Origin of the sequence: Pandoraea sp. NPDC090278 (genome assembly GCF_044772185.1) — a bacterium.
Classification (GTDB): Bacteria; Pseudomonadota; Gammaproteobacteria; order Burkholderiales; family Burkholderiaceae; genus Pandoraea.
In genome coordinates this window covers 1,449,439-1,474,301 of record NZ_JBIVYJ010000001.1, presented here as the reverse complement: position 1 = coordinate 1,474,301, position 24,863 = coordinate 1,449,439, and the positions used below count along the sequence as shown (strand labels likewise).

The 24,863-nt window shown below is 64.1% G+C and carries 20 protein-coding genes and 1 pseudogene; 11 read left to right on the top strand and 10 right to left on the bottom strand.

Translation table 11 applies throughout. The annotated features are described in order from the left end of the window. Window positions 1-146 precede the first annotated feature (146 nt). Together ACIQWO_RS06320 and ACIQWO_RS06315 are read left to right on the top strand one after the other, a co-directional pair. Entirely contained in the window at window positions 147-821 is a 675-nt protein-coding gene (locus ACIQWO_RS06320; RefSeq protein ID WP_039398051.1) for a response regulator transcription factor, read from the top strand. A 29-nt stretch (window positions 822-850) separates the two neighbouring features. Further along, the gene (locus ACIQWO_RS06315) at window positions 851-4,240 is read left to right on the top strand and encodes an ATP-binding protein (protein ID WP_402820690.1); all 3,390 of its coding nucleotides are present in this window, start codon (window positions 851-853) and stop codon (window positions 4,238-4,240) included. 56 nt (window positions 4,241-4,296) lie between these two features. On the opposite strand, the gene ACIQWO_RS06310 is transcribed toward ACIQWO_RS06315, so the two are convergent. After that, entirely contained in the window at window positions 4,297-5,202 is a 906-nt protein-coding gene (locus ACIQWO_RS06310) for a LysR family transcriptional regulator (protein WP_402820688.1), read from the bottom strand. A gap of 130 nt (window positions 5,203-5,332) precedes the next feature. On the opposite strand from ACIQWO_RS06310, the gene hmgA reads away from it, so the two are divergent. Then, window positions 5,333-6,652, top strand: a complete 1,320-nt coding sequence (gene hmgA, locus ACIQWO_RS06305; protein WP_402820685.1) for a homogentisate 1,2-dioxygenase — start codon at window positions 5,333-5,335, stop codon at window positions 6,650-6,652. A gap of 127 nt (window positions 6,653-6,779) precedes the next feature. After that, window positions 6,780-8,054, top strand: coding sequence for a fumarylacetoacetase (gene fahA, locus ACIQWO_RS06300; RefSeq protein WP_402820682.1), 1,275 nt, complete (start codon window positions 6,780-6,782; stop codon window positions 8,052-8,054). Window positions 8,055-8,100: 46 nt separating this feature from the next. On the opposite strand, the gene ACIQWO_RS06295 is transcribed toward fahA, so the two are convergent. The 4 genes from ACIQWO_RS06295 to astE all read right to left on the bottom strand — a co-directional run bounded on the left by ACIQWO_RS06295 (window position 8,101) and on the right by astE (window position 13,027). Continuing rightward, the gene (locus tag ACIQWO_RS06295) at window positions 8,101-8,301 is read right to left on the bottom strand and encodes a hypothetical protein (protein WP_402820679.1); all 201 of its coding nucleotides are present in this window, start codon (window positions 8,299-8,301) and stop codon (window positions 8,101-8,103) included. 137 nt (window positions 8,302-8,438) lie between these two features. Beyond that, window positions 8,439-9,623: an AI-2E family transporter YdiK gene (gene ydiK, locus ACIQWO_RS06290; protein WP_402820676.1), complete on the bottom strand. Its 1,185-nt coding sequence runs from the start codon at window positions 9,621-9,623 to the stop codon at window positions 8,439-8,441. 128 nt (window positions 9,624-9,751) lie between these two features. After that, entirely contained in the window at window positions 9,752-11,662 is a 1,911-nt protein-coding gene (locus ACIQWO_RS06285) for a hypothetical protein (protein WP_402820673.1), read from the bottom strand. A gap of 294 nt (window positions 11,663-11,956) precedes the next feature. After that, the gene (astE, locus tag ACIQWO_RS06280; RefSeq protein WP_402820670.1) at window positions 11,957-13,027 is read right to left on the bottom strand and encodes a succinylglutamate desuccinylase; all 1,071 of its coding nucleotides are present in this window, start codon (window positions 13,025-13,027) and stop codon (window positions 11,957-11,959) included. Window positions 13,028-13,224: 197 nt separating this feature from the next. On the opposite strand from astE, the gene astD reads away from it, so the two are divergent. The 6 genes from astD (at window position 13,225) to ACIQWO_RS06250 (ending at window position 18,098) form a co-directional block, all read left to right on the top strand. Further along, entirely contained in the window at window positions 13,225-14,706 is a 1,482-nt protein-coding gene (gene astD / locus ACIQWO_RS06275; RefSeq protein WP_402820667.1) for a succinylglutamate-semialdehyde dehydrogenase, read from the top strand. An 83-nt stretch (window positions 14,707-14,789) separates the two neighbouring features. Further along, on the top strand, window positions 14,790-16,151 hold the full coding sequence (gene astB, locus ACIQWO_RS06270; RefSeq protein ID WP_402820664.1) for an N-succinylarginine dihydrolase: 1,362 nt from the start codon (window positions 14,790-14,792) through the stop codon (window positions 16,149-16,151). Window positions 16,152-16,222: 71 nt separating this feature from the next. After that, window positions 16,223-16,771 carry an NADPH-dependent FMN reductase gene (locus ACIQWO_RS06265; protein ID WP_402820661.1) on the top strand — a complete coding sequence of 183 codons (549 nt, stop codon included), beginning with the start codon at window positions 16,223-16,225 and terminating at the stop codon, window positions 16,769-16,771. A gap of 147 nt (window positions 16,772-16,918) precedes the next feature. Continuing rightward, window positions 16,919-17,284 carry a DUF1488 domain-containing protein gene (locus tag ACIQWO_RS06260; RefSeq protein WP_402820658.1) on the top strand — a complete coding sequence of 122 codons (366 nt, stop codon included), beginning with the start codon at window positions 16,919-16,921 and terminating at the stop codon, window positions 17,282-17,284. Window positions 17,285-17,556: 272 nt separating this feature from the next. Next, complete coding sequence (locus ACIQWO_RS06255; protein ID WP_150574331.1) at window positions 17,557-17,766, top strand: DUF2964 family protein; 210 nt, start codon at window positions 17,557-17,559, stop codon at window positions 17,764-17,766. Between the two features lie 140 nt (window positions 17,767-17,906). Next, window positions 17,907-18,098 (top strand): DUF2964 family protein, encoded by a 192-nt coding sequence (locus ACIQWO_RS06250; RefSeq protein ID WP_150574330.1) that lies wholly within the window; start codon window positions 17,907-17,909, stop codon window positions 18,096-18,098. A 30-nt stretch (window positions 18,099-18,128) separates the two neighbouring features. On the opposite strand, the gene ACIQWO_RS06245 is transcribed toward ACIQWO_RS06250, so the two are convergent. Then, on the bottom strand, window positions 18,129-18,878 hold the full coding sequence (locus ACIQWO_RS06245; protein WP_402820654.1) for a class I SAM-dependent methyltransferase: 750 nt from the start codon (window positions 18,876-18,878) through the stop codon (window positions 18,129-18,131). 371 nt (window positions 18,879-19,249) lie between these two features. Between ACIQWO_RS06245 and ACIQWO_RS06240 the strand changes: the two are divergent. After that, window positions 19,250-20,436: pseudogene (locus tag ACIQWO_RS06240) on the top strand (TIGR03862 family flavoprotein). 69 nt (window positions 20,437-20,505) lie between these two features. Here ACIQWO_RS06240 and ACIQWO_RS06235 read toward each other — a convergent pair. The 4 genes from ACIQWO_RS06235 to ACIQWO_RS06220 all read right to left on the bottom strand — a co-directional run bounded on the left by ACIQWO_RS06235 (window position 20,506) and on the right by ACIQWO_RS06220 (window position 24,747). After that, entirely contained in the window at window positions 20,506-21,666 is a 1,161-nt protein-coding gene (locus ACIQWO_RS06235; protein WP_402820651.1) for a methyltransferase, read from the bottom strand. 95 nt (window positions 21,667-21,761) lie between these two features. Then, complete coding sequence (locus ACIQWO_RS06230; protein ID WP_402820648.1) at window positions 21,762-23,705, bottom strand: FUSC family protein; 1,944 nt, start codon at window positions 23,703-23,705, stop codon at window positions 21,762-21,764. 22 nt (window positions 23,706-23,727) lie between these two features. Continuing rightward, complete coding sequence (locus ACIQWO_RS06225) at window positions 23,728-24,378, bottom strand: HAD-IB family hydrolase (protein ID WP_402820646.1); 651 nt, start codon at window positions 24,376-24,378, stop codon at window positions 23,728-23,730. Between the two features lie 6 nt (window positions 24,379-24,384). Beyond that, a complete protein-coding gene (locus tag ACIQWO_RS06220) occupies window positions 24,385-24,747 on the bottom strand; it encodes a hypothetical protein (protein ID WP_402820643.1) in 363 nt (120 codons plus the stop codon). Window positions 24,748-24,863 lie beyond the last annotated feature (116 nt).

Here is a 24,863-nt window from a genome sequence, read left to right as displayed (position 1 = left end):
GTCGCCCAGCAGCAATGCGGTCACGCCTTCGTGACCAACGCGTGCGTCGCCAAGACGCACATTCCTCTTTTGGGAAGCCATGACGCGACGACACGGCGAGGGATCGCGCGCGCCCACGGCTGACTTCTTTTAACAGGATCCAGCAAATGATGGTAAAGATTCTGATTGCGGACGATCACCCGATCGTCGCCTCCACGCTACGTGAAATGCTGTCCCCGGACCCGGGTTTTCACGTGCTGCCTCCTGTCTCGAATTCGACCGAGTTGTTCAAGGCGCTCGAAACGAATTCCGTCGACGTCCTCATTACCGATTACTGCATGCCCGGTGGTGCATTCGGCGATGGCCTCGTCATGATCAACCGCGTCCGTCGCAAGTATCCCGACGTCAAGATCATCGTGTTCACGTCGATCGAACAGCCGGCCATCATTCATGCACTCGACAGCTGTGGCGTGTTGGGTGTGATGACCAAGTCCGACGATCTGCGTGAAATCACCGTGTGTGTAGAGCGTTGCCGTCGCGGCATGAGCTATCGCGGTGGGCGAGCCGAGCAGATTCTCGAGGAGCAGATGCGCCGCAAGCCGACGGCACGACGCCCGCTCTCACCCAAGGAAATGGAAGTGCTGCGCATGTATCTGGATGGTCAGAACGTGTCGCAAATTGCGGGCGCGCTCAAGCGTTCGGCCAAGACGATCAACAACCAGAAGCGCATGGCTATGTGCAAGTTGGGTTGCCGCACCGACATGGAGTTGTTCAAGCTGCATGTGTCGAGCCCGGTTCAGTTTGCGCGTGACGGCGAAGCCGAAGCGCCGAGTGCCGCCTGAGTCCGCCCCGATCACAGACGTTGGAGTCTATGCCTGCCAGAACGATGACGCGCGACATCGCGATCGCGGGCCGCCTGCTTCGCATTGGTGGCCTGCTGGCCCTGCTGTTCGGTTTGTCGGTGTGGGTCGCAGCGGTCTCCTATGCGCTCTTCGGCACACTCTGGCAAAGCGGACAAAAGACAGAGTCGTTCTTTGCGGCTGTCGGGCGAGAGATCCGGGACCTCGAAATCTTCAACGAACAGGCTCGCGCGATGGCGCAGGCTACCCAGGCAAGCGCTGTGCGTCCCGGCGGCACCACGCAGGCGCTGACCGATCGCATTCTGAAGCCGCTTAACTCCATGCCGGTGGGCACTGCGCGACGCATCAGCGGGGTGGGCTGGGACAGCGAATTCGAAATCGTCAAACTGGCGGAAATCACGCAAGCGCGTGCAGCGTTGCTCGCGCGTCTGACGTTGCGTCTTATGGTGCTCGACGCCAACTTCTGGAGTCCGCTCGACGCACAGGACGAGACCTTCATCATTTCCGCAGACGGTGCGTTTGCGACCTACCGTCCCGCCGTTGGCCGGGAAGCGTTCAGTCCGGCCGATCTGGCGCGCGACACGCAGGCGATTCTCGCAGAAATCAACAAGGTCGAGCGCTATCACGCGCGTATCCGGGGCAGCAGTGAAGGTCCGTTCTGGACTTACAACTACACGCATCCCGTCACGCATCTGAAAACCGTTTCGAGTTTCGTGCCGATTCGCGATCTCAACGGTCATCTGGTGCTTTATGTCGGCACCAGCATGTCACCGGATATGATCGTGCCGCCGCGCATGCGCAACCTTGAACGTTCCGGCGAAGCGCTCCAGTTGATCTCTGAGGACGGCCTTGTCATTGCGAGCGCCGGGCTTCCGATGTCGTCACTGGGTAATTTGCGTACGCTGGTGACGTTGCCGCTCTTTGGCGGAGCGCAGATGACCTTGCGCTCCGACGGTCAGCGTCTGGTGTTCGAGCGGCGATTGGCATCCACGCCGTGGTTCGTGCGTTACGCCGTGCGCCCCGCGCAGTTGCTGCAAGAGAACGCCACGTTGCTGCTCGGCGCGACGTTGCTATTGCTTCTGTACGCTGGCGGCGTCTATGCAGGCATGCGTTACATGCGTCAACGGATCATCGAGCCTGCGCGTCAGCGTACAACGGCATTGCTGGAGCGCGATGCTTTCACCCAGACGCTTATCGAGACGGCACCCGTCGGTATGGCGATCATCGATCCGTTCGAGCCGGCCGTGGTGATGAGTAATCCGGCGTATGCCGGTACGGTCGATTTGCTCAGACATCTTGGCGATGGCGAGCTGACGCGGATGTACCGTCAATTGCACAGCGGTGTGGTGGCGCGTCCCGTCCGGCGTCTTCTCAGCGCGCTCGACGACGCGGGGGAGCGCCACTACGCGGTGAGCTTCGTCGATACGGTGTTTCGTGAGCAACCGGTGTTGATCGGCACACTGTCGGACGTCACCGAACAGCGTCGCTTCGAGCTGGAGCAACGCAAGGCACGTCTTGCTGCGGAGAGCGCCAATCGCGCGAAGGACGTGTTCCTCACGACCGTCAGTCATGAGATGCGCACGCCACTGTATGGCACGCTGGCGTCGCTCGAATTGCTCAGCGCGCAGAACCTCGGCGACGATCATCGCTATTACGTGGACGTGATGGAGAGTTCGACGCGTAATTTGCTCGATCTCATCAACGATCTTCTCGATTATTCGCGCATTCAGGTCGGTCGCTTCGAACTGAATTCGCGCGATTGCTCACTGCTAAAGGAGCTTGAGGCGGTGGGGTTGTCGTTCACGGGCCGCGCGCGTTTGCAGGGTCTCACGTTGGACTGGATGATCGATCCGCTCCTCGTTCGTGCGGTGCACACGGATGCGCTGCGTCTCGGACAGGTCGTGACCAACCTTGTCGGCAACGCCATCAAGTTCACCGAAAAGGGACACGTGGCGTTTAGTGCAATGGTGACGCGCTCGGACATGCAGGGCTGCGACGTGGCCTTTACGGTTGGCGATAGCGGCGTTGGCATTGCGGCTGCGGATCTGGCCGATTTGTTCCGGCCATTCGGCAAGAGCACCACCGAGCCCGGCATGCAGCATGGTACCGGGCTGGGGCTTGCGATTTCGCATCAGTTCGTCGGCATGCTCGGCGGTGTTCTGGCCGTCGAGAGCGAGGAGGGGCAGGGCACGACCATGCGCTTCACGCTGCATCTGCCATGGGCACCCGATAGCGAGGCACCGGTTGTTGTGGATTCGCTGGAGACGTTCGCCTATGTGAGCGCATTGTCGCGTCGTCACTGGTACCTCGATGCGTTGATCCGCCGTGCGGGTTTCATCCCGGTTCGATATGACGAGGCCGTGTCATGGTCGACGGGGGCGGGTCGCGAACAGGATTCCGGCCTCCTGATGTTCGCTGACGAATGGCCGGTGCGCGGTATGGCGGGCGCAGAAGTCTACTTACTCCGTGCTACGCCGGTGGACCGTCCGGCCGGAAGCACACCGACGTGGCCGCGCGACATCGCTCTGCTGCAACAGGCTGAACTTTGGGAGGCGCTGGGTGCCACGCCACGCCCGGGCCTGTCGACCAACGGCGACCTGCCGGTGCCGGGCACGGCCAATGCGCAGACGCGCGTGAAGCCGTTGGCCGGTTGGTACGTCCTGGTCGCAGACGATCATCCGATCAGCGGCATGTTGCTGTCACGTCAGTTGGAAGGGCTCGGCGCGATGGTGGATTGCTATCACGACCCTCGCGAAGCGCTTGACGCGTTCGATGCCGAGTCGCACATGCTTGTTATCACCGACGCCAACATGCCCCACATTTCCGGGCATGCGCTGGCGACGGCGATCAAGGCACGTGCACCCCATGTGCCGGTGGTGGTGGCCACAGCCGACGTCACGCTGCGCAATGATCGCGAGGCGAAATCGCCTTACGATGCGGTCGTCTACAAACCCGTGGACGCCCGTTCGTTGTTGCGTGTCATCGAACTGGTTCGCTCGCGCTACCCGTCGCTTTGCGTGGAGATCACGCCGTTGCCGGCGTCGTCGCGACTGATCGAGAATGCACCCAAGCCGGTGCCTGAGGCGGCGTCACCCAAGGACTGGCGTTTGCCCTTGTCGGACATGCTCGACACCTTTGTCAAGATTGCGGATCAGGACATTGCGAATTGTCGGGCGGCGCTTGCCGAGGCCTCGCGCGAGACACTCCGCCACTCCGCGCACCGGCTGCGTGGCGGCTTCATGGCGTTTGGCCTGAGTTCACTGGCGTCCCTGGCCGCACAGGTCGAGCATCTTGCGCCGCAGGCGTCGGTCGGTCAGATGGAGGCGGCTTTCGACACACTTGATACGGCCTGGAACGATTGGCTGCGCTCGCAAGGGCACGCTATCGCCAGCGACGCGTGAGCGTGAGGTAGGAGAGGATGGCGGCGGGCGGCGCCGGGAAAAGGCGGCCCGCTGTGCTACTCCACGAAATGCTCCGAAATCAGCTGACGTAGCCACTGATTGCCAGCGTCCTGATGGTAACGACGGTGCCAGAACACATTGGTTTGCAGCGCTGGCAGACGCAGGGGTGGTTTGACGAAGTGCAGCCCGAACGGTGCGGCGGCGCGTTCGGCAAACTTCTGCGGCACCGTCACCACCAGATCGTTCGTGCTGACGATGTAGGGCACCGCGATGAAGTGGGGTACCCAGAAATTGGCGTCGCAACCGAAGCCAGCCTGTGCGAGAAGCTGATTGACACGCGCGTAAGGGTTGTCGCCCGTGGCAACGAACAGATGGCGAGCCGCCTTGAATTCGGCCAGGCCCGCGTCCGGCGAATCAAGCGCGTGACCGATGCGGTACATGCTCACATATTGCTGACGGAACAATCGCCGCTGGAAAAACGGCCCTGTCAGATCGTCGAAAGCCCCCACCGCAAGGTCGATGCGCCCTGCGGCCATCGCCTCCTTCAGATCGGGCAACGACGCGCGAACCGTGCTGATACGTACTCCCGGCGCCAGTTGTGTGCACAGGTCGATCAGCGCGGGCATGAAGTACACCTCACCGACGTCCGTCATCGCCAACGTAAATTCCCGCTGACTACTCACCGGATCGAACGCCTCGCGATGGTTGATGGCCCGCGAAATGCCCGCCAATGCAGCCGATACCGGTTCAGCCAGCGCCTCGGCGAACGGCGTGGGCTGCATGCCGGTGCCCGTGCGCGTGAACAACTCATCTTCGAATGTCTGCCGCAGCCGTGCGAGGCCGTTGCTGACGGCGGGCTGCGACAGCCCAAGCTCCCGTGCCGCCTGAGAGATGCTCCGGTGCGTAAGCACCGCATGGAACACCACCAGCAGGTTCAAATCGACGTCGCGTAAGGAAATCATAAAAGAAAGCGTCAGCGGTTCACTGGAGTGATATTCGCGTTGTGAATATAGTGGATTTGTCTATTTATATCGCAAAATGTGGTCGCTTGGCGGACAATTGTTCCATTCGAAAACAGGAGACGAGGCACTCATGCGTCAAGCAGATCAGATTCAGGGGGAGCTGGGCTACTTGTCCGGTTTCGCCAATGAGTTCGCGACCGAGGCATTGCCGGGCGCGCTGCCCATCGGGCAAAACTCGCCGCAACGTGCGCCTTACGGCCTCTACGCGGAACAACTTTCCGGCACGGCGTTCACGGCACCTCGCGGGCACAACCGCCGCTCGTGGGTGTACCGCATTCGTCCTGCCGCCATGCACAAGCCGTTCACCGCGATCGAGAACACGCGCTGGTTGAGCCGCTTCGACGAGGTGCCCACGCCGCCGAACCAGATGCGCTGGGATCCGCTGCCGATGCCCGAAGCGCCGACCGATTTCGTCGACGGCATGATCACGATGGCCGGTAACGGCGGTCCGGACGCCGGTCACGGTTGTGGCATTCATCTGTACGCGGCCAACAAGTCGATGGACGGCCGCTTCTTCTACAACGCCGACGGCGAATTGCTGGTCGTGCCGCAAGAAGGGCGTCTGCGTATCGCCACCGAATTCGGCGTGCTGGAAGTCGAGCCGTACGAGATCGCCGTGCTGCCGCGCGGCGTGCGTTTCCGCGTGACGCTGCCCGACGGCCGCGCTCGTGGCTACATCTGCGAGAACTACGGCGCATTGTTCCGTCTGCCGGATCTGGGCCCGATCGGCTCCAACGGTCTTGCGAATCCGCGCGACTTCCTGACGCCTGTCGCGGCTTACGAAGATGTCGAGGGCGACTTCGAACTGGTGGCGAAGTTCGGCGGCGCGCTGTGGCGTGCCGACATCGGCCATTCGCCGCTGGACGTGGTCGCCTGGCACGGCAACTACGCGCCGTACAAATACGATCTGCGTCACTTCAATACGATCGGCTCGATCAGCTACGACCATCCGGATCCGTCGATCTTCCTGGTACTGCAATCGCAAAGCAATGCCCCGGGCGTCGACGATATCGACTTCGTGATTTTCCCGCCGCGCTGGCTGGCGATGGAAAACTCGTTCCGCCCACCCTGGTTCCACCGCAACATTGCGAGCGAGTTCATGGGCCTGATCCATGGCGTGTACGACGCCAAGGCCGAGGGCTTCGTGCCGGGTGGCGCGAGCCTGCACAACTGCATGTCGGGTCATGGCCCCGATGCGGGAACGTTCGAGAAGGCCTCGGCGGCCGACACGAGCAAGCCGCACAAGGTCGATGCCACGATGGCCTTTATGTTCGAAACGCCGGCGGTGATTCGCCCGACGCGCTTTGCACTGGAGACCAAGCAGTTGCAGGACAACTACTACACCTGCTGGCAAGACTTGAAGAAGCACTTCAACCCCAACCAGAAGTAAGGGACGTTGTTGGCGTGAAAGGCACAGAAGCCACCGCGCCACGACACCTTTGATTATCCCGACGGCCGGCCCGGCGCCTCTCTCGCGCACGGTCGGCCGAAGCGTTACCTCGAACAAGGAATTCCACATGTCTGCTCTCCTGCAAAGCTGGGTCGCGTCCGCCAACACCGGTGTGACGGACTTTCCGCTGCAAAACCTGCCCTACGGTGTGTTCAGCACGCAAGCACAGCCCACGCCGCGCGTTGGCGTCGCGATTGGCGATCAGGTGCTCGACCTGGCGGCGCTCGAAGCCGCCGGCGTGCTCAAGGCAGGCGATACGCCCGTCTTCGCGCAAGCGTCGATCAATGCGTTCGTGGCGCTCGGTAGTGCCGCCTGGCGTGCCACGCGTGCTCGCCTGACGTCGCTGCTGGCCGTCGACGGCGACGCCGCGCTGCGCGAGAACGCGGCGCTCAAGTCGCAAGCAATCGTGCCGCTGGCGCAAGCCACGCTCCATCTCCCGGTGCAGGTGCCGGGCTATACCGACTTCTACTCGTCCAAAGAACACGCCACCAACGTCGGCAGCATGTTCCGTGACCCGGCGAATGCGTTGCTGCCGAACTGGCTCGAAATTCCGATTGGCTACAACGGCCGAGCCAGCTCGGTGGTCGTGAGCGGCACGCCGCTGCACCGTCCGAATGGTCAGATCAAGCTGCCGGATCAACCGCGCCCGATTTTCGACGCCTGCCGCAAGCTCGACTTCGAACTGGAAACCGGCTTCATCGTCGGTCGCGAAACGGCGATTGGCGAATCACTGAACGTGGAAGACGCGGATGCCGCGATCTTCGGCATGGTGATCCTCAACGACTGGTCCGCCCGCGATCTTCAGCAGTGGGAATACGTGCCGCTTGGCCCGTTCAACGCGAAGACGTTCGGTACGTCCATCTCCCCGTGGGTCGTGACGATGGAAGCCCTCGAACCGTTCCGCGTGGCCGGTCCGGCGCAATCGCCTGAGCCGCTGTCGTATCTGCAACAGCAAGGTAAGCACGCGTTCGATATCGAACTCGAAGTCCTGCTGCAAGCCGACGGTGATGCCGAGGCGACGTCGATTTGCCGCACGAACTTCCGTCACATGTACTGGAGCATGGCGCAGCAATTTGCCCATCACACGGTCTCGGGTTGCAACGTACGTGTGGGCGATCTGATGGGCTCGGGTACGATCAGCGGTCCGACGCCGGACTCGTTCGGCAGCCTGCTCGAACTCACGTGGAACGGCAAGAATCCGATTACGCTGGCCAGCGGCGCGAAGCGCTCGTTCATCGAAGACGGCGACACCGTCGTGATGAGCGGCTGGTGCCAGGGTGATGGCTATCGCATCGGCTTCGGCGACGTGTCCGGCAAGATCCTGCCTGCCAAGGCGCGCTGAGCGCACGGGGCAGACCTGATGCCGGTCTGGTCCCGACCTGACGTCGCTATGCGGGGAAGCGTTGCCACCACGGATTGACGCGTCCCACTAACAGGCTCGCGGTGACACGGCAACGTGTCGGCGTGTAGGCCAGTTCATTGGCGACGCGTCGCAACAGTGGCGGATCCCCCAGGCGGGCGCGACGCGGCACACGTAGCGAGCGCCGGGTACGCGGGGTGGTCTGGACGGTGGTGTTGGTCGATGGCATGGCGTGGCTCCCGAAGGTGTGTGGGTGTGGGAGCCATTTAGCCACGTCGCAGTGATACGCGACAGGTGAAGGAATCCGAAAAATGGGTGCGGGGCGCGTGACGTACGCGCCCCGCGTTCAACCCTCCGACTGGGCGGTCAGCGAGGTTTCTTGACGTCCGGTGCGGCCGTCGAGAGCGTCTTCGGTGCCGCATCCGGCGTACCTTCAGGCAAGGCTTTTCCATCCGCAGGCGACGCCAGCGGCGCACCGCTCGGTGCTGTCGCCGGACGATTCAGTCCCTCGTTGATCCACGCCATCAGCAGCGTATAAGTTACGGCGAGAATCACCGGGCCGACAAACAGTCCGACGATGCCAAACGTCAACATCCCCCCGAGTACCCCCGCGAGAATCAGCGTCATCGGCAGATCGGCACCCCGGCGAATGAGCATCGGGCGCATGACGTTATCGAGCATGCCGATGAAGATCGACAGCACCAGCAGCAACGTGGCGAGCGTCGGGCTGTCTTGCCAGTAAAGCCACGCCACGCTCGAGAGCAGTACCGGAAACGGCCCGATCTGCGCGATACACAGCACCAGCATCAGCGCGGTCAGGAAACCCGGCAATGGCACGCCGGTGAGCCACAGGCCAAGTCCACCGAGCAACGACTGTGTGACGGCCGTCACGACGATCCCAAGCGCGACCGCGCGAATCGACATACCTGCAAGTCGCACCGACTCCTCGCCGCGATCGCCACCGAGGCGTCGCGCAATGCGGATCAGTGCCCGTGCGGCACGTTCACCCTGCATGAAAAGAATGCCGGAGATGATCAGCGTGAGGCCGAGGTGAACCACCAGCAAGCCGATGGACCCCAGCTTGGAAAATCCCCATGACGCCGCTTTGACGGCATACGGCTGAACCTTGGAGACGAGACCGCCGGGACCGGCGGCCGCAAGCGACTGCCATTCTTCGCTGGCGCGCTGCCCGACCACGGGAATGCGCGCGAGCCACTCGGGCGGCATGGGGAGGCCGTTCTGGCCGAAGGAATGGACCTGATCGCTGATGTCCGAAGCGTGTCCGATCAGCGTGCCGATGGCTGCCGAGAGCGGTGCCACCACGATGATCAGCATGCCGACGATCATGATGGTCGTGGCAAGCCACCGTTTGCCCCACAGGCGACGCTGAAGACCGATGAGCAACGGCCAGGTCGACGCGACGATCGTTACGGCCCAGATAAAGGCGGGCAGGAACGGCAGCAACACCCATAAAGTGCCGACGATCAGTAGTCCGAGGACCAGCACGATCAGCAGGTTACGAGCGAGTTCGCTCGGTGTGGAATTCAGCATAGGCGCTCCGGCAGGCAGGGGATGACGCGTCTTGCGGTGCGTCCGTCAGAAGTGTCATGCGCAAAGAACGCGCTTGGAGAGCAAGATGCCACGCCGGGGCAGTCACGGCAAGTGCGCGCAACACTTCGTCACAAAGCCGTCAGGATGTCCTCGCGTTCGCCGTCTTCGTCCGGGGCCGTGGCAGTCTGGTGTCTCGCGGGCGGCGACACACCGGCGGGCGGGATCGATGTTCCCCGTTTGCGTCCCTGAAAGCTCTGATGTCCGCGATGCGGGTCATGTGGGCTGGCTGGTACAGGACGACTGACGTCGCTGTCCGACGACGTGCTGATGGCGTCGTTCATTGGCAGGAAGACAGCGTCGTCGCTGGACGTGTCGCCGGCATCGGTGTGTTGCCCATTGGCGACGGAAAAGGCGTTCGTACGGTTGCTGGCCGGACTGGCCGGGCTGACTGGACTGTCCGGCAGATCGGAGTGAGAGCTGCCGGAGGAGTGCCCCGAATCGTCCTGCGAGGTCAGTGTGACGGTGCTGATCTTCGGGCGTCCCCGCCGACACATGTAGGCCGTGGCAATCGCCTCATGCCGCGACGCCATGCCCTGCATCGACACGAAGGACGCAATCAGTCCGTAGAGCACGCTGAGCACCGCCTGTGTGTGCCAGTCGATGCCCCCGCCCGCAGCGCTGCCTGCCTCCGGCGGCGTGGTCGCGTTAGCACGGAGCGCCAGGGCGTTTTCCCAGACGGTCTCGTCGGAACCGGATGCTTCGAACGCATCGTCGATCTCCCCAGCCGTGGAGGCAGCGCCGTGGAACGTCGACAGGAAATAGAAGCCGAGGGTCAGCGTGAGCCAGATGGCCTTCGGCGCGCCGGAGCGCAGCAACCCCCCGAAGGCGGCCTGAAACGCGGGCCAGAACGACTCGCCGCCCTGCGGCGGGACGTCGTCGCTCATCTTGCAGATCAGATCCGCAAAGCGATCCTGCAACAGCGGTTCGAGCCGGGCATGGTCCGGATCCAATGCGATTCGGTCGATGATCGGCCCGAGGAATGCGCCGGGAATCGGACATAACAAGATCTCGAGCGCGGCGTGGATCGTGTTACCGAACCGATACGCCATGATGCCCGGCACGGCACTCGACAGCCCGGCTTCGGCGGCGATTCGCGCCAGGTTGCGCACGACACCGTAGCAAAACACGAATCCGATCACGTGCGCGGCAACGTCTCGTACCGGATGTCGCAGCATGGCGCTAACGGCTTCGAGCGACTGCGTGGGTGTGATACGCGCCATCCGGCTCGCCAGTTCCGGATGCCCGGCGGTAAAGCGTGCCATCCCGATCAGGTTGATCAGCACAACCCCCATCGCTTCGATGGGCGGCCACATGAGGGCAAGACGCCGCTGAGGATCGACAGTGTCTGCAAGGACGGAGAGCACGGTGGAGCCGAGGGCGAAGGGAAACGCGTCGCGCTCAAGGCCGATTTGCATTGCGCGCCAGGAGACGCCGCGATGCTCATGACGTACCAGCGCATCGAGCCGATGCCGGACCGTGTCCACGCACAGGCCGCGCTGCGCCAGCAGTTGCGACTCCGTGCGCAGATGGGGGAGCAGTTCGTCGAACCATGGCGGCGTGGCCGTCATGGTGTTGGGGCGGGCGCCACTGCGCGATGCGGGTGCTACGGATTTGGCGCGTGATGCGCCGCTGCAGTGCATGCGTTCAAAGCGGCGCAGCGCGGGCACGGCGACCTCATCACGCAGCATCGTGTAGATCTGATCGGCAGCGGCGGGGGTGTCCCGTGCGATGGATAGGCCTCGGGCAAGGGCGCGTCCCCGTTGTGCACCCCGCGACGATGCCAGGTTGGCGGTGCGTCGCAGCACGAGCGAGAGTTCGTCGCCATGTTCACGGGGAATGGCCTGTGCGATAGCGGTGATCCGGGGCGTGCGATGGCCCTGCGTCAGCCTCAGGGCAGCCTGCTGCGCGCGGGCGAAATCGCCGACGAGGTGACGCGCCGGTTCGCTCGACGGTGTGGCCGCTGCATGGTCGACGCTCAACGCGTTGACGCGTGAAAAGTAAGAGGGGGCTAGCGAGAGTTCGTGAGGCATGTCGTCGGTGGACGGCCGGACACGCGCGTTTTCCCGATTCCCTTTACCCGCGCCGCCCGCGGCCGTTTCGCAGGAGAAATGAAGTGGGCGATGCTACCCGTATCCCCGCGCGACGACGACGCTCGGACAGGCGTTTAAAAACGTTCATTCGCAATCCTGCGTAGGGGCCTCGCGCACTGCCGGTGACACGTCACCGGCAAACACACAAAACCTCCCCAACCGCCGGGGTGTCCCGCACATCATTCACTCGGGCACGACCATCACGCCTGCGCGTAGACCGTTCGCCACATTCGGATTGGGAAACACGATGCGCTCTTCCGGGTGCGAAACGGTGTAGGTGTTCTCACCGTCGCGCGCCAGTACGGTACCTGCGGGATATGCCGTGAAGTTCGGCGTGTCGGCGGGCACGTCGAGGACGAACGCATCCGTACGGCGCACGATTTCGCCCGCCACGCGAAAGCGCTTTGCCTGCAGCACCTTGCCATCTTCGCGCGCCGCCATGTCGCCACCGGACAACCATCGACGCAACGCGGCGTCGATGCCCGCGAAGTCCTCCAGCCGGTTCTCGCCGAACGGCGCGACCTTACCCAACTCCAACGTGCAACTCTCGGCGCCGAAGCGCGCACAGGTGTAGTACGAGAACGTGATGGACGGCTGTTCGGTGCGCATCGTCGCTTCGATGTCGGCGGCGGCAAGCGCATCGAACCAGGCCGCCTGAGGAGGGCGTTCCGGGGTGCCCGGGACGACGGCAAAGCGGGGAAACAGCGAAGCGCGAATCGCGGTGTGCATGTCGACGTGACGTCGTTGACGACGAACGCCGTCCACCCCTGCAAAGAACTGCGCCACGATGACTTCCAGCTCGCGTGCGCGCTGAACGGCTGGCGACTCGGCGCGTTTGGCGTGCGCGCCCTGAAACAGGCGATTGAGGTCGTATTCGAGATAGCGCTTGCCTGCGCGCACGGCATCCGGGTTGCCAAGCACGACGAGCACACGCTCGCGCAGCGTCAATTTTCCGTCGGCGATGTCCTGCAAGATGCCGTCGACGATTTCGATGGGGGCCGTTTCGTCTCCGTGAATGCCGCAGGAGAGGATCGCGTCATAACGATGGCCTGCTGCGGATGGGGATTTGGCGTCGGACGTATCGGATGCATCGGAGGCAGCAGCGAGCCCGGGCGGCGTCAATTCCAGCACACCTTCTGCGTGCCGCTGCCAGTGCACACCGCAAGGATCGATGCCTGCGTCATGAGGGTGATCTCGCGATTCGCGTACGTCACTGAGCCAATGACGAAGGGCCGAACGTTTGGCGTCGGTCATGATGAGCATTCTCCTAAAGCTGACTCGTATTCTATGCGTGTCGATGGCGTGACTGTCATGTGACGTCGCGCATGCCCGGGGGACAAGCGTTTGCCGCCGCGTGCAACGGCCGCGCATTGTTCCGTCTGTCGAATCCGTGTCATCATGATCCGCATCGCACGCCGCATCATCGGGCGTGGCCTCCGGGACTGCGACCCATGACCGATCTGTACATCGAAGGTGCCTGGCGTGCTGGCAACGGTGCGCAATTCCGCTCTCTCGATCCGATGTCGGGTGACGTCGTCTGGCGCGGACATGCCGCCGATGCGGCGGACGTCGACGCTGCGGTGCAGGCCGCGCGTCGTGCCCAACGCGACTGGGTGCGGCTCGGCGTCGATGCCCGTCTGACCATATTGCAGCGCTTCGCGGCCATCGTGACCGCGAACACGGAAACATTGGCGGATGCCATCGGTCGCGAAACCGGCAAGCCGCTCTGGGAAGCGCGTACCGAAGTCGCGACGATGTCCGCCAAAGTGGTCAATTCAGCCAGGGCCTATCAGGAGCGAACCGGCGAGCGACGCAGTCCGGTCGCCGACGGCGAGAGTGTCGTGCGGCATCGCGCCCACGGCGTGATGGCCGTCTTCGGTCCGTACAACTTTCCCGGGCATCTCCCCAACGGGCACATCGTGCCCGCACTTCTCGCGGGCAATACCGTGGTGTTCAAACCCAGCGAACTGGCACCCGGCGTCGCGCAGCGCACGCTGGCATGCTGGATCGAAGCCGGTTTGCCGCCGGGGGTGCTCAATCTTGTGCAAGGTGCGCGCGACACAGGCGTCGCGCTGGCCGCGCATGACGCTATCGACGGCGTGTGCTTCACCGGCAGTTCCGCAACGGGCCGTGCGCTCCATCAGCAATTCGCGGGCCGACCGGACAAGATGCTCGCGCTGGAGATGGGCGGCAATAATCCGTTGATCGTCGACACGCCAGCGGATATCGACGCCGCAGTGCACGTCGCCGTCCAGTCAGCCTTTCTCTCCGCCGGACAGCGATGCACCTGCGCACGGCGGTTGCTGGTGCCCAAAGGCGGGCAGGGCGATGCATTCATCGAGCGGTTGACGTACGTCACGCAACGTATCAGCGTCGGGCGTTACGACGCCGAACCGCAGCCGTTCATGGGCGCGGTGGTGTCGTTGCAGGCCGCACGTCGCATGACGGCTGCGCAGGCCGATTTGGTGGGGCTGGGGGCGCGCGCCATTGTGCCGTTGTCTCAACCCGATGGTCGCTCGGCGTTGCTGACGCCCGGTCTGATCGATGTGACGGCGCTTGCCGAGCGCAATGTCCTGCCCGATGAGGAATACTTCGGGCCGTTGCTTCAGGTGCTGCGCTACGACACGTTCGACGACGCCATCCAGCTCGCGAACCGCACCCGGTATGGACTCGCCGCCGGGTTACTGTCCGACGATTCCGCACGATACGAACAGTTTTTCGCTGAGATACGGGCAGGCGTCGTCAACTGGAACCGGCCGACGACAGGGGCGGCGGGTGCCGCGCCGTTCGGTGGTGTGGGGGCGTCGGGCAATCATCGGCCAAGTGCGTGGTACGCCGCCGATTACTGCGCGTACCCGATCGCGTCGATGGAGACCGACCGCCTGGCGATGCCGGAACGCTTGAGTCCGGGACTGGATTTTGGCGCAATGTGATTCAGGCACAATGCCGCAGGTTGGTGTACGCATTGCTGTAGGTTTTTCGTCTCAGGGTTTGGGTCTTTCTCTCAGGATTTCACATGACGCGCTTTGCCCTCGAAGCCAACTTCGACGGATTGGTCGGCCCCACGCACAACTACGCGGGTTTGTCGTTTGGCAATGTGGCGTCGGCCAACAACGCCAATCGCGTATCGAACCCGAGAGAGGCCGCGTTACAGGGGCTTGCCAAGATGAAAGCGCTGGCCGACATGGGCTATGCGCAGGGCGTGTTGCCGCCGCAAGAGCGTCCTTCGGTCGCGTTGTTGCGTACGCTCGGTTTTTCGGGAGACGACGCCACCGTCATCCGCGAGGCCGCCCGCAGTGCGCCGGGACTACTGGGGGCCGCCTGCTCAGCGGCGAGCATGTGGACGGCCAATGCCGCCACCGTCAGTCCGTCGGCCGACACGTCGGACGGTCGCGTGCACTTCACCGCCGCGAATCTTTGCAGCAAGCTGCATCGCGCCATCGAACACGACACCACGTCGCGCGTCCTGCGTGCCGCGTTTCCCGACGAGGCCCACTTTGCGCATCACGACGCGTTGCCCGGCTGGCCGTCACTCGGCGACGAGGGGGCCGCCAACCACACGCGGCTATGTGGCGCGTATGGCGAGCGCGGGGTTGAGTTTTTCGTCTACGGTCGCGACGACCTCGCCACCGCCGCAGCGCCCCGGCGTTTTCCCGCCCGTCAGACGCTGCAGGCGAGTCAGGCCATCGCGCGTCTGCATGGATTGAACGAGGCGGATGTCGTCTTCGCCCAGCAACACCCCGACGCCATCGACGCGGGCGTCTTCCATAACGACGTGATTGCGGTGGGCAACGGCAACGTGCTGTTCTGCCATGCACAGGCATTCCTCGATCAGGCGGCCGTGCTGGCCGCGCTGCGCGAACGGCTGGCTGCACAGGGCACGTCGCTCGAAGTCGTCGAGGTGGCGGCTGCCGACGTGTCGATGGAAGACACCGTCGGCAGTTACCTGTTCAACAGCCAGTTACTGGCGCGCCCGCCGCAGGCGGGGGGCGGCATGCGGCTGGTCGTGCCACAGGAATGCCGCGAGCGCCCGGCAGTATGGCGTTATCTGGAGTCGCTGGTCGCCAGCGGTGGGCCGATTCGTGAGCTGCACGTCTTCGATTTGCGCGAAAGCATGCGTAACGGCGGCGGACCGGCGTGTCTGCGGCTGCGTGTGGTGCTCACCGACGAAGAGCGTGAGGCGGCGTACGCTGGGCTGTGGATGGGCGATGCTCGCTACGCCACGCTGACCGATTGGGTGAAGCGTCACTACCGCGACCGGTTGGCCGTGGCCGATCTGGCCGATCCGGCGTTGCTGGACGAGTGCCGCACCGCACTCGATGAACTGACGCAACTGCTCGGTCTCGGCAGCCTGTACCCCTTCCAGCGCGTGGCGTGAGCCGTACCGAGCGTCTTGCCGCCGTCAACCCATTCCGCTTTGCAACAAGCAACGAAAAAGGAGTCGATTCGATGACGACGATCATTGGTTTGTCCGGCAGCCTGCGCAAGGGCTCTTACAACACGGCCTTGCTGATGGCCGCCAAGGCGGTGGCACCAGCGGGTGTCACCCTGGACGTGAGAACGCTTCACGGCATTCCGCTGTATGACGGCGATCTGGAAGCGAGCGAGGGGATTCCTGCGGCGGTGACGACCCTGAAGGACGCTATTGCACAGGCCGACGGCCTGCTGCTCGCAACCCCCGAGTACAACAACGGTATGCCGGGCGTGTTCAAGAATGCGCTGGATTGGCTATCGCGTCCGCCAGCGGATAGTGCGCGCGTGTTCCGCAATAAGCCGGTGGCGATCATGGGCGCATCGCCCGGCGGTTTCGGCACGATCCTCAGCCAGAACGCCTGGTTACCGGTGCTGCACACCTTGCAGACCACACCGTGGTGGCAGGGGCGGTTGATGGTGTCGCATGCGAACAAGGTCGTCGACGCCGATGGCAATCTCGTGGACGAGGCTGTGCTCCAGCAAGTGAAGGATTTTGTCGCAGGCTTCGTCGAGTTTCTCGGTTAGTGCAACGGTGTTGGGTGAGTTAATCGTTATTAATCATGGTCTTGCGATGGTTGATTGACGTTGAGTATCGAGAGCCTAGTGATCCGGAACCTTCTCCAATCGATCGTGACGAACCGATAAGCGACGCAATTTTCCGATCGTCCACCGATGCACTATGCTGGATGGAACGTGTCGGCCGACACGTCGATTGCGTCCTTTCGTCAACCCGGGGGTGCCGCCATGCAGATCGAGTTTCCGGATCACCGTCCCATGTTCAATTACGAAGAGCTGACGATCGAGTTTGCTGTCGTCGTCAATGGTCGGCCGATCGATTGTGCCGTCTCCGCCGAAGCGCTGGAATCTCACTTCCACGCCCATTCGGCACGCGCTGACGACCTGCTTCACGCATTCGAACACGGTCGCAGCCGCATCCATGCCCTCACGCGCGAGTACCTCGCAATGGGACTTCCCGGTCCCGTCCTGCTGCGCAGCGGGCATTTCCGCTGGGCGCAAAGTCAGAGCGCACGCCGTTAAGCGACAACTGAGCGACAGTTGAGCGACATCCCGCCAGACTACCTTCTTCCCATGAGGTGAAGGTAGGACTCGGCTGGCCTTCGCGCGGCCACAAAGGGCCGGGATATTGACGCGCATCAAACCCCGGATGGTTAGGCATACGACTCAATTGGCGCGCCATAGCGTTCGGCGTACACTGGTGTTGCCGCGAAAGAAGTTACGAAGCCAACTGATGTAGCGAACGAATGAAGCTTCGCGCGCGGCACCATTGCCGATAACTATAAGGAGTCGCTATGGGCTCGGAATTTCGCGTCGTCATCGCCTCGATTGCGGCCTTCATGACGCTTGGCGGGGCATTCGCCACTATCCACGGTTTGCTCTACGACAAAACCCACGTCATGCATGGCGGGGTGATCACAGTGATGTTCGGCATCTTGTTCGTCGTCGTGATGCTCACACCCTGGCCGCGTGACAGCGAAGCCGAGACCAAGTCAAAGTCCTGACTTCCGATATTTTCGCTGCACGAAGGCTGGACCTGCGACGGTCGGCTTACCGTTTGCACAACGGCGTCCTACACTGAAATCGAGGGACGCCGTCGAAGCCTTGGCTTCGCAACGGGCGTGGCCTCGTTGCGAGGTGACGTATGTGCTCCGATACCCGCGTCTGCATTGCCTCCATCGCCGCGTTCGTGATGCTGGGCGGCATTTTCGCCACAATCCACGGTTTGCTCTTCAACCTGCCGGAGGTGTCCCGCTACGGTGTGGCCGCTGTGCTGGCGGGGGCGACGTGCACCGCCACGATGCTGATTCCGTGGGGTGCACGCGACGAATCGTGACGATTCAACCGAGCGTAGCCCGCACCCAACTTATCGTGCGGGCTTCTGCAGCCGTGCCCGCAGACACATGAAGGCAGGGGCAAGGGATAGCTCGTCATAAAGCCGGGGGCTGACGGCTTTCATCTCCTGCAGCGGGAGCGGTTCGACCATGTGTTCAAGCTGCCAGCCAGCGGCCGCAGCGGCGTTGAGAATGCCTGCCAGCGGCCGACGGTAAGACTCGACAAAGGGCTTCGGCTCGCCGAAACCACTCCAGTACATCCCGAAGCGTGTGATTTCGAAGTAGCTTCGGTTGCGCCGCGTGCGCTCGTCGAGCCAGTCGCGCATAGGGTGTCCCATCGACCAGACCAGCGTTGCGCCGGGTTTGGCGACGCGCGCAAATTCTCGGAATGTCGGGCCGAGGTCTTCCACGTAATCGAGTGCAAGCGCGCTGACGATCGCGTCGAAGCTGTCGTCGTCGAGCGTGGCGAACGGTGCGCCGAGGTCCTGCACGTCGAAGGCGGCGGCCATGCCCTCACAGCGCTTACGCGCCAGCGCGATCATTTCTGGCGTCACGTCGATGCCACGGACGGTAGCCCCTTGCGCGACGAGCCACGCGCTGTTGATACCCGGCCCGCAACCCGCATCGAGCACATGCAGACCAGCGACGTCGCCCAGTAACTGGCGCGTGGCAGGGCGCTCATACAGTGCGTTATGCGGCTTGGTGACGGCAATCTCGGCGTAACGTTCGGCGAAACTGGCGTAAGCGGTGCGTCCCATCGACGACGGTTCGGATGACGACATGCGCGACTCCACGTGTGACGTCCTCTGCGCGAAAGGGGAGCGTGCATCGGCAATGGTGCCCGGGCAGGCGTCTCGGTTGCGGCAGGACGGATGAAAAATGCGGGGGAGGGATTGTAACGCCAAAGCGTCGAGAATCCTGCAGATGTGGCTCCCATGAGTCACTTCGACGAGGCTTTCGAGGGCTTCATACGTCACCGATGTGGGACAATGACGCCCTTGCCGCGCGGGTTTTCCGCCGCCGGTCTTCCTCATATTCCAGCATGCCCCCATTGAACGCACCTCATTCCCCATCCGACGACCTGAACGCTTCACCGACCGATACCGTCGACGTTGTCGATGTCGCGGTGATTGGTGCGGGACCGGCCGGTCTGATGGCGGCCGAAGTGCTGTCGGCGGCGGGCTGGCGCGTAGACGTGTACGACGCCATGCCCTCGGTCGGGCGCAAGTTCCTGATGGCGGGCAAGGGTGGTAGAACCTCACGCATAGCGAACCCGCCGAGCCGTTCGTGGCGCGCTACGGCAAGCGCGCCGGGGCCGTCGGTCAGTGGTTGCGTCGTTTCAGCGCGGACGACGTGCGCTCGTGGTCGCACCGCTTGGGCATCGACACGTTCGTGGGCACGTCCGGCCGCGTGTTTCCCGTCGACATGAAAGCCGCGCCGCTATTACGTGCGTGGCTATCGCGTCTGCGCGCGGCAGGCGTGCGTCTGCATGTGCGGCACCGTTGGCTTGGATGGGACGAGAACGCCGCAGCAGGACCGAACCATCTGCGCTTTACTACACCGACTGGCGAACGTCAGGTCTGTGCAAAAGCGGTGGTGCTGACGCTCGGCGGCGCGAGCTGGCCGCAACTGGGGTCGGACGCCGCATGGGTGCCGTCATTGCGCGAGCACGGTGTGAGTGTCGCGCCGCTGATCCCGGCGAATGCGGGCTTCGAGACGGACTGGACGCCGCACATGCGCGAGCGCTTCGCAGGCCATCCGGTGAAGTCCGTCACGATGACCTTGCCTGACGGCGCGACGCGCCAAGGGGAATTCGTAATTTCCCAGCACGGCATCGAAGGCAGTCTCGTCTATGCGATGTGCGCGCCGATTCGCGACGCCATCCGGTCGAGCGGCAGCGCGCAGGTCTATCTGGATTTGCTGCCGGACTGGAGTGCAGAGCGCGTGGCAGTTGAGGTGGCACGTCCGCGCGGGTCACGTTCGATGGCGAGCCACTTGCAGAGTCGTTTGGGCATCGCGGGCGTGAAGGCGGCACTGTTGCGCGAATGTTTGTCTCGCGAGACGTTCAACGATCCCGCAGCGCTGGCCGCAGGGATCAAGCGCTTGCCGCTGACGTTGCTCAGGGTCCGGCCGATTGCCGAAGTCATCAGCAGCGCTGGTGGCGTGTCGCTGGAATCTCTGGATGCACAACTGATGGTGAAGGCGCTGCCCGGCGTGTTCTGTGCGGGCGAGATGCTGGACTGGGAAGCGCCCACTGGGGGCTATCTGCTGACGGCCTGCTTTGCGAGTGCTTGTGTGGCGGGCGATGGCGCGGCGGCTTACCTCGAAGCGAACCGCTGATCCGATGTTCGCCGACGGCGTTTGCCGTCGGCACTTCCTGAATCAAATACTACTCGGCCGTCCCCGAGCTTAGGCGGGACGCACACCCAGACGCCACAGCGACGTCACTTCGGCGCGACGGGCCGCGTGCAACGGATCATTGGCGTCGGCCGCTTTCGGGTGATTTGCCCGCACGTCGTGACGCGCCAGCACCACGAGTCCTGCACCGTGAATCCACGACAGCAGCGTCTCACGCGTGCGCAAGCCCAGATGCTCGGCGAGATCGGACATCACCAGCCAGCCTTCGCCGCCCGGGCTCAGATGCGCAGCGAGCCCGTTCAAGAAGCCCTTGAGCATCTGACTGTCCGGGTCGTAGATGGCGTGCTCGATAGGCGCGTTGGCCTTCGCGGGCAACCACGGCGGATTACAAACGATCAGCGGTGCCTTGCCTTCCGGGAACAGGTCGGCGTCGACGATCTTCACCGAGCGGTCGTAGCCAAGACGCGTCACGTTCTCCCGCGCACAGGCCAGTGCACGCGCATCGCGATCGGTGCCGATGACTTGCGCAACGCCACGACGCGCCAGCAGTGCCGCAATCACGCCCGTACCCGTACCGACGTCGAAAGCAAGCGACGTGGCAGGCAGCGGTGCCTGATCGATCAGTTGGAGATATTCGCCGCGCACGGGCGAGAACACGCCGTACCACGGGTGGATGGAAGCACCCAGCGCCGGAATCGCGACACCCTTCTTGCGCCACTCGTGCGCACCGATCAGGCCGAGAATTTCACGCAGCGAGGCGACCGAGGGGTTAGCGTCCGGTGCGCCCCACGCTTCGGTGCACGCTTCACGAACCTCCGGTGCGCGACGCAGCGGAATGCCGTAATCGGCGTCCAGCGGGATCAGCACCATGCCGAGAATGCGCGCGCGTTGCGCCTGTGCCATGCGGTGCTTGTGGAAAGCGTCGGCGGGGCTCGGCGCCGGGGCATCCTTAGCGGCCGGTTTGCGGCGCGGGCGATGCGGCGGACGGTCGACGCGACGCGCCATTGCCTGCATCAGTTGGCGTGCGTTCTGGTAATCGCCGCGATAGAGCAGGGCAGTGCCGCCACAGGCGAGTTGATAGGCTTCATCGGCGGTGACGGTGTCGTCGACGACTTCGACGCGACGCGGCGGCGTAACGCCAGCTTCTGAGCGCCAGCGGGCGGTGACGGGGCGACCGTCTTCGGTCCAGTCTAGCGTCGGGGTATTGTTCATGCGAGGTCTTCTGAAAGGCGTGGCGGCGCACCGTGGGTGCGCCGTAAGCCCGCATTATGCCTGCGTTGGCACGTGTCCGGGCCGAAAGCCGGTTTTCAGTCGGATGCGCCCGGTGCGCTGAAGAGCATGCCGATGGCTTCGCGCAACACGCGGTCGAGGATCGGATCGACGCCGTCGATGGGCCCGTCGGGCAGCACGGGCACGGGGCCGCCGTGACGCAACGCGGCGGCCATGTGCGTGAGAATCGCCGCGCCGGGATGCACCGGTGCATCGTGATCGTCCCCATGCGGGACGGTGTCGGTGATCGCATTCGCCACCCGCTCCAGCGACACCAGCGCGGGCCACCAGCGCGCGGCGCGTCGACTTACCAGCGGCGGTTCGGAGAGTGCGCGCTGCAAGGCGACGCGTGTGTCGTCCAGTGCCTTGTAAGCTGCGCGGCGCGCCGCAAACGCCGCGTCCGCGTCATGGGTGTCCGCCAGTGCTGCGTAACGGCCAAGCGCATCGAGCGCGTTGGCAACCCTTTCGTCCAGTTGACGGCGCTCCCACTTCGCCCACGGCAGATAGCCGACGAGCAGCACGATGGCGCAGGCCGCGACAGCATCGATGAAGCGCGCCAGCGCGATGTCCTGACTGCCCGGCTGCAACGCCCCCATCACCAGCATCAGGATCGGCAGGAGCAATGCGCTGAACAGTCCGTAGTTGCGGCGCAACGCCCACGGCAGGCAGGCCGCCAGCGGTATCAGCGTGACGAGATTGAACCAGCCGTTGCGGTCGATGGCGACGACCGCAGCCGACACCGCCACGCCGACGATACTGCCCACACCGCTTTGCAGCGCGCGCGCAAACACCGAGCCGTAGTTCGGCTTGAAGATCACCACGACGATCAGCGGTACCCAGTAGGAGCGCGGGAGCGCCGTCACGGCGATGAAGATCTGTGCGACGAGCACGCATAGGCCAATGCGCACGAGGTAACGCCAGACGTCCGGCCACGGCCACTTCGGCATCCATCGCGGATGCACGGCGGCACGCGCCTGATGACGGGCCAGCGCCACGAGCGGGGCTTCGGACGCATGCACAACACCCGTGAGCAGCGGCTCGGCGCGATGCAGGGCGGCAGCCAGCGTCGGTGCGTCGTTCTCCTTGGCTGCTGCGACAGCGGTGTCGAGTGCCGCTGGCCGGTCGCGCGCAATGTTGCGTGCTACACCGTAAAGCGCTTTGCCCAGTGGCGCGGGCACCGGCTGGCCGCTCTGCACGAGCCCGATAACGGCCGACGTAATCGGCTCGGCGGCAAGGATCTGCGCGGCGCGGCGCTCCAGCACTTCCCAGCCGCTCGACGTGCTCGCCCGAGCGGTGAGCAACGTGTCGTAAGCGGCGGCAATGGCGTTTTCGAGCGAGCGCCGGGCGAGTCTTACGCGCGGTGTGCCGCTCGCGTCGAGCACGTTCGCCAACTGTTGGTAGATAGCGGCGACGGCGTCGCGCTCAGCCGCACCGGGGTGCCTTAACCAATGCACGGCCATGAGCAACATGCTGAAGATGCCACCGGCGGCGAGCAGCAACGGCGCGCGCCATTCGGGCGGGGGCAGCGCGAGGCCCCAGCCGACGATCAGATAGACCGCGCCCTGCAACGTCGCTGCGGACGCCACGTTGCCGAACGTGCCGATGAAGCTGAAGAGCAGGATGGCGATTTGCAGCAGCACGTGGGCCAGCCACGGATGGGTCTCACCCACGGTGTGGATCAGCATCCCGGCGTGAAAGCCGAGCACGCCGGTCACGATGGTGATCAGGATGGAGCGGGCGCGCGAGCGATAGGGGCCGGTGCGGTCACCCGTGATGGCGGGCAGTGCGCCGAGGGCGATGAGCGAGGCGTCGGCGCCATAGCCGATGGATGCACCGATGGCCGTGGGTACGGCGACGGACAGGGCGGCGTGTACGGCGTCCCAGCGCGAGAACGCCACCGGCTCCAGACGTGCGATACGCGACATCCATGCGACGCGCCGTCCCGGCGGGGGCAATTCAGGTGTCGGGGGTGTGGGCGTCATCGCGAGGGAAGCGCTCCCGGACTCACGAGGCGCGCGCAGGCGCGTCGGCGTCCGTCAGCGGCATCAGCTTGCCCTGACCCCGGATCCATGCGTGATCGGCACGCTCGGCCATTTCCTTGTCGCCACGGCTGTCGCCATAAGCGAAGAGCACACGCGGCGGCGTATCGCCCCACCACGCTTCGAGGCGTCTCACCTTTTCTGGGCCCCAGCAGTTCGGCTGGGCGAAGGTCCCGGCGAAGCGGTCCTGCGCATCAAAAGCCAGCTCTGTACTGAGCACCGTCTCGAAACCAACGCTTGCCGCCCAGGGCCGCAGATACAAGCCCGGCGACGCGCTCACGAGCACGATACGGTGACCCAGCGCCCGGTGCTGACGTACGCGTGCGAGCATCTCGGGACGGAGCAGGCCGGGCAACTGATGGGCGATGAAGTCTTGCGCGTCGGCTTCGAGTTGCGCGCGGGAGCGGCCTGCGAAGACCGCGCGCAGGAACGCTGCTTTGGCCATGCCCCGGTCGATGAACTTCAGGGCGGCCCCGATCAGCCAGGGAGACGCGAGCAACGCGCCCGCCACAAAGCGTGGTGTGCCGACGGTGCGGCGCACGAATACGCGCAGGCTGTCGGTGGTAGAGATAGTCCCGTCGAAATCGAACGCGGCGACGATGGAAGCGTCTCGCATGCCGGGTCAGCGCGTCCCGGCCGGATGTTTCGAAGATTGAGAGAGTGGCGAGACCGACGCTGCACCTGCACGGGCGTCCGCGACGGCCACCAGATGCGGCCAGCGCTCGCTGGCCTGCGCGCTCGCGGCGATCGCCTGCTCGTCGCGGTAGCGGGGCAGCACGTCGGTGCCGACGACTTCGCGCAGGCGGTCGATATCCGACGGATAGCGACGCTCGATCATCGCATCGGCTGCGTGCTCGGCGGCGTGTTCATCCACCGGATCGACGGCAGGGTCGGCAACAGGGACGGCAGCAGACCCAGCCGCATGTTCGACCATGCGCGCGTCGGACGGCCCGGCAGCGGAGGAGGAGAGTTCGGTCTGGCTCATGCCGGGCATTCTATACGGTGCATCGTGCAGAGGGCAATTCCCATGCCTACCGGTCGACCGATGTACCCGCCGCACGACACTCGGCGGCTAACGTCTGCTTGCTCACTCGCACCGAG

Bases quoted from the DNA above. Each gene is read 5' to 3' on its own strand.
- ACIQWO_RS06265 (WP_402820661.1), top strand. From the start codon at position 16,223: ATGACGACGATCATTGGTTTGTCCGGCAGCCTGCGCAAGGGCTCTTAC.
- ACIQWO_RS06225 (WP_402820646.1), bottom strand. From the start codon at position 24,378: ATGCGAGACGCTTCCATCGTCGCCGCGTTCGATTTCGACGGGACTATC.
- astB (WP_402820664.1), top strand. From the start codon at position 14,790: ATGACGCGCTTTGCCCTCGAAGCCAACTTCGACGGATTGGTCGGCCCC.
- ACIQWO_RS06310 (WP_402820688.1), bottom strand. From the start codon at position 5,202: ATGATTTCCTTACGCGACGTCGATTTGAACCTGCTGGTGGTGTTCCAT.
- ACIQWO_RS06220 (WP_402820643.1), bottom strand. From the start codon at position 24,747: ATGAGCCAGACCGAACTCTCCTCCTCCGCTGCCGGGCCGTCCGACGCG.
- ACIQWO_RS06315 (WP_402820690.1), top strand. From the start codon at position 851: ATGCCTGCCAGAACGATGACGCGCGACATCGCGATCGCGGGCCGCCTG.
- ACIQWO_RS06295 (WP_402820679.1), bottom strand. From the start codon at position 8,301: ATGCCATCGACCAACACCACCGTCCAGACCACCCCGCGTACCCGGCGC.
- ACIQWO_RS06230 (WP_402820648.1), bottom strand. From the start codon at position 23,705: ATGACGCCCACACCCCCGACACCTGAATTGCCCCCGCCGGGACGGCGC.
- ACIQWO_RS06320 (WP_039398051.1), top strand. From the start codon at position 147: ATGATGGTAAAGATTCTGATTGCGGACGATCACCCGATCGTCGCCTCC.
- ACIQWO_RS06245 (WP_402820654.1), bottom strand. From the start codon at position 18,878: ATGTCGTCATCCGAACCGTCGTCGATGGGACGCACCGCTTACGCCAGT.
- ACIQWO_RS06235 (WP_402820651.1), bottom strand. From the start codon at position 21,666: ATGAACAATACCCCGACGCTAGACTGGACCGAAGACGGTCGCCCCGTC.
- ACIQWO_RS06260 (WP_402820658.1), top strand. From the start codon at position 16,919: ATGCACTATGCTGGATGGAACGTGTCGGCCGACACGTCGATTGCGTCC.
- ydiK (WP_402820676.1), bottom strand. From the start codon at position 9,623: ATGCTGAATTCCACACCGAGCGAACTCGCTCGTAACCTGCTGATCGTG.
- ACIQWO_RS06255 (WP_150574331.1), top strand. From the start codon at position 17,557: ATGGGCTCGGAATTTCGCGTCGTCATCGCCTCGATTGCGGCCTTCATG.
- astE (WP_402820670.1), bottom strand. From the start codon at position 13,027: ATGACCGACGCCAAACGTTCGGCCCTTCGTCATTGGCTCAGTGACGTA.
- ACIQWO_RS06250 (WP_150574330.1), top strand. From the start codon at position 17,907: ATGTGCTCCGATACCCGCGTCTGCATTGCCTCCATCGCCGCGTTCGTG.
- hmgA (WP_402820685.1), top strand. From the start codon at position 5,333: ATGCGTCAAGCAGATCAGATTCAGGGGGAGCTGGGCTACTTGTCCGGT.
- astD (WP_402820667.1), top strand. From the start codon at position 13,225: ATGACCGATCTGTACATCGAAGGTGCCTGGCGTGCTGGCAACGGTGCG.
- fahA (WP_402820682.1), top strand. From the start codon at position 6,780: ATGTCTGCTCTCCTGCAAAGCTGGGTCGCGTCCGCCAACACCGGTGTG.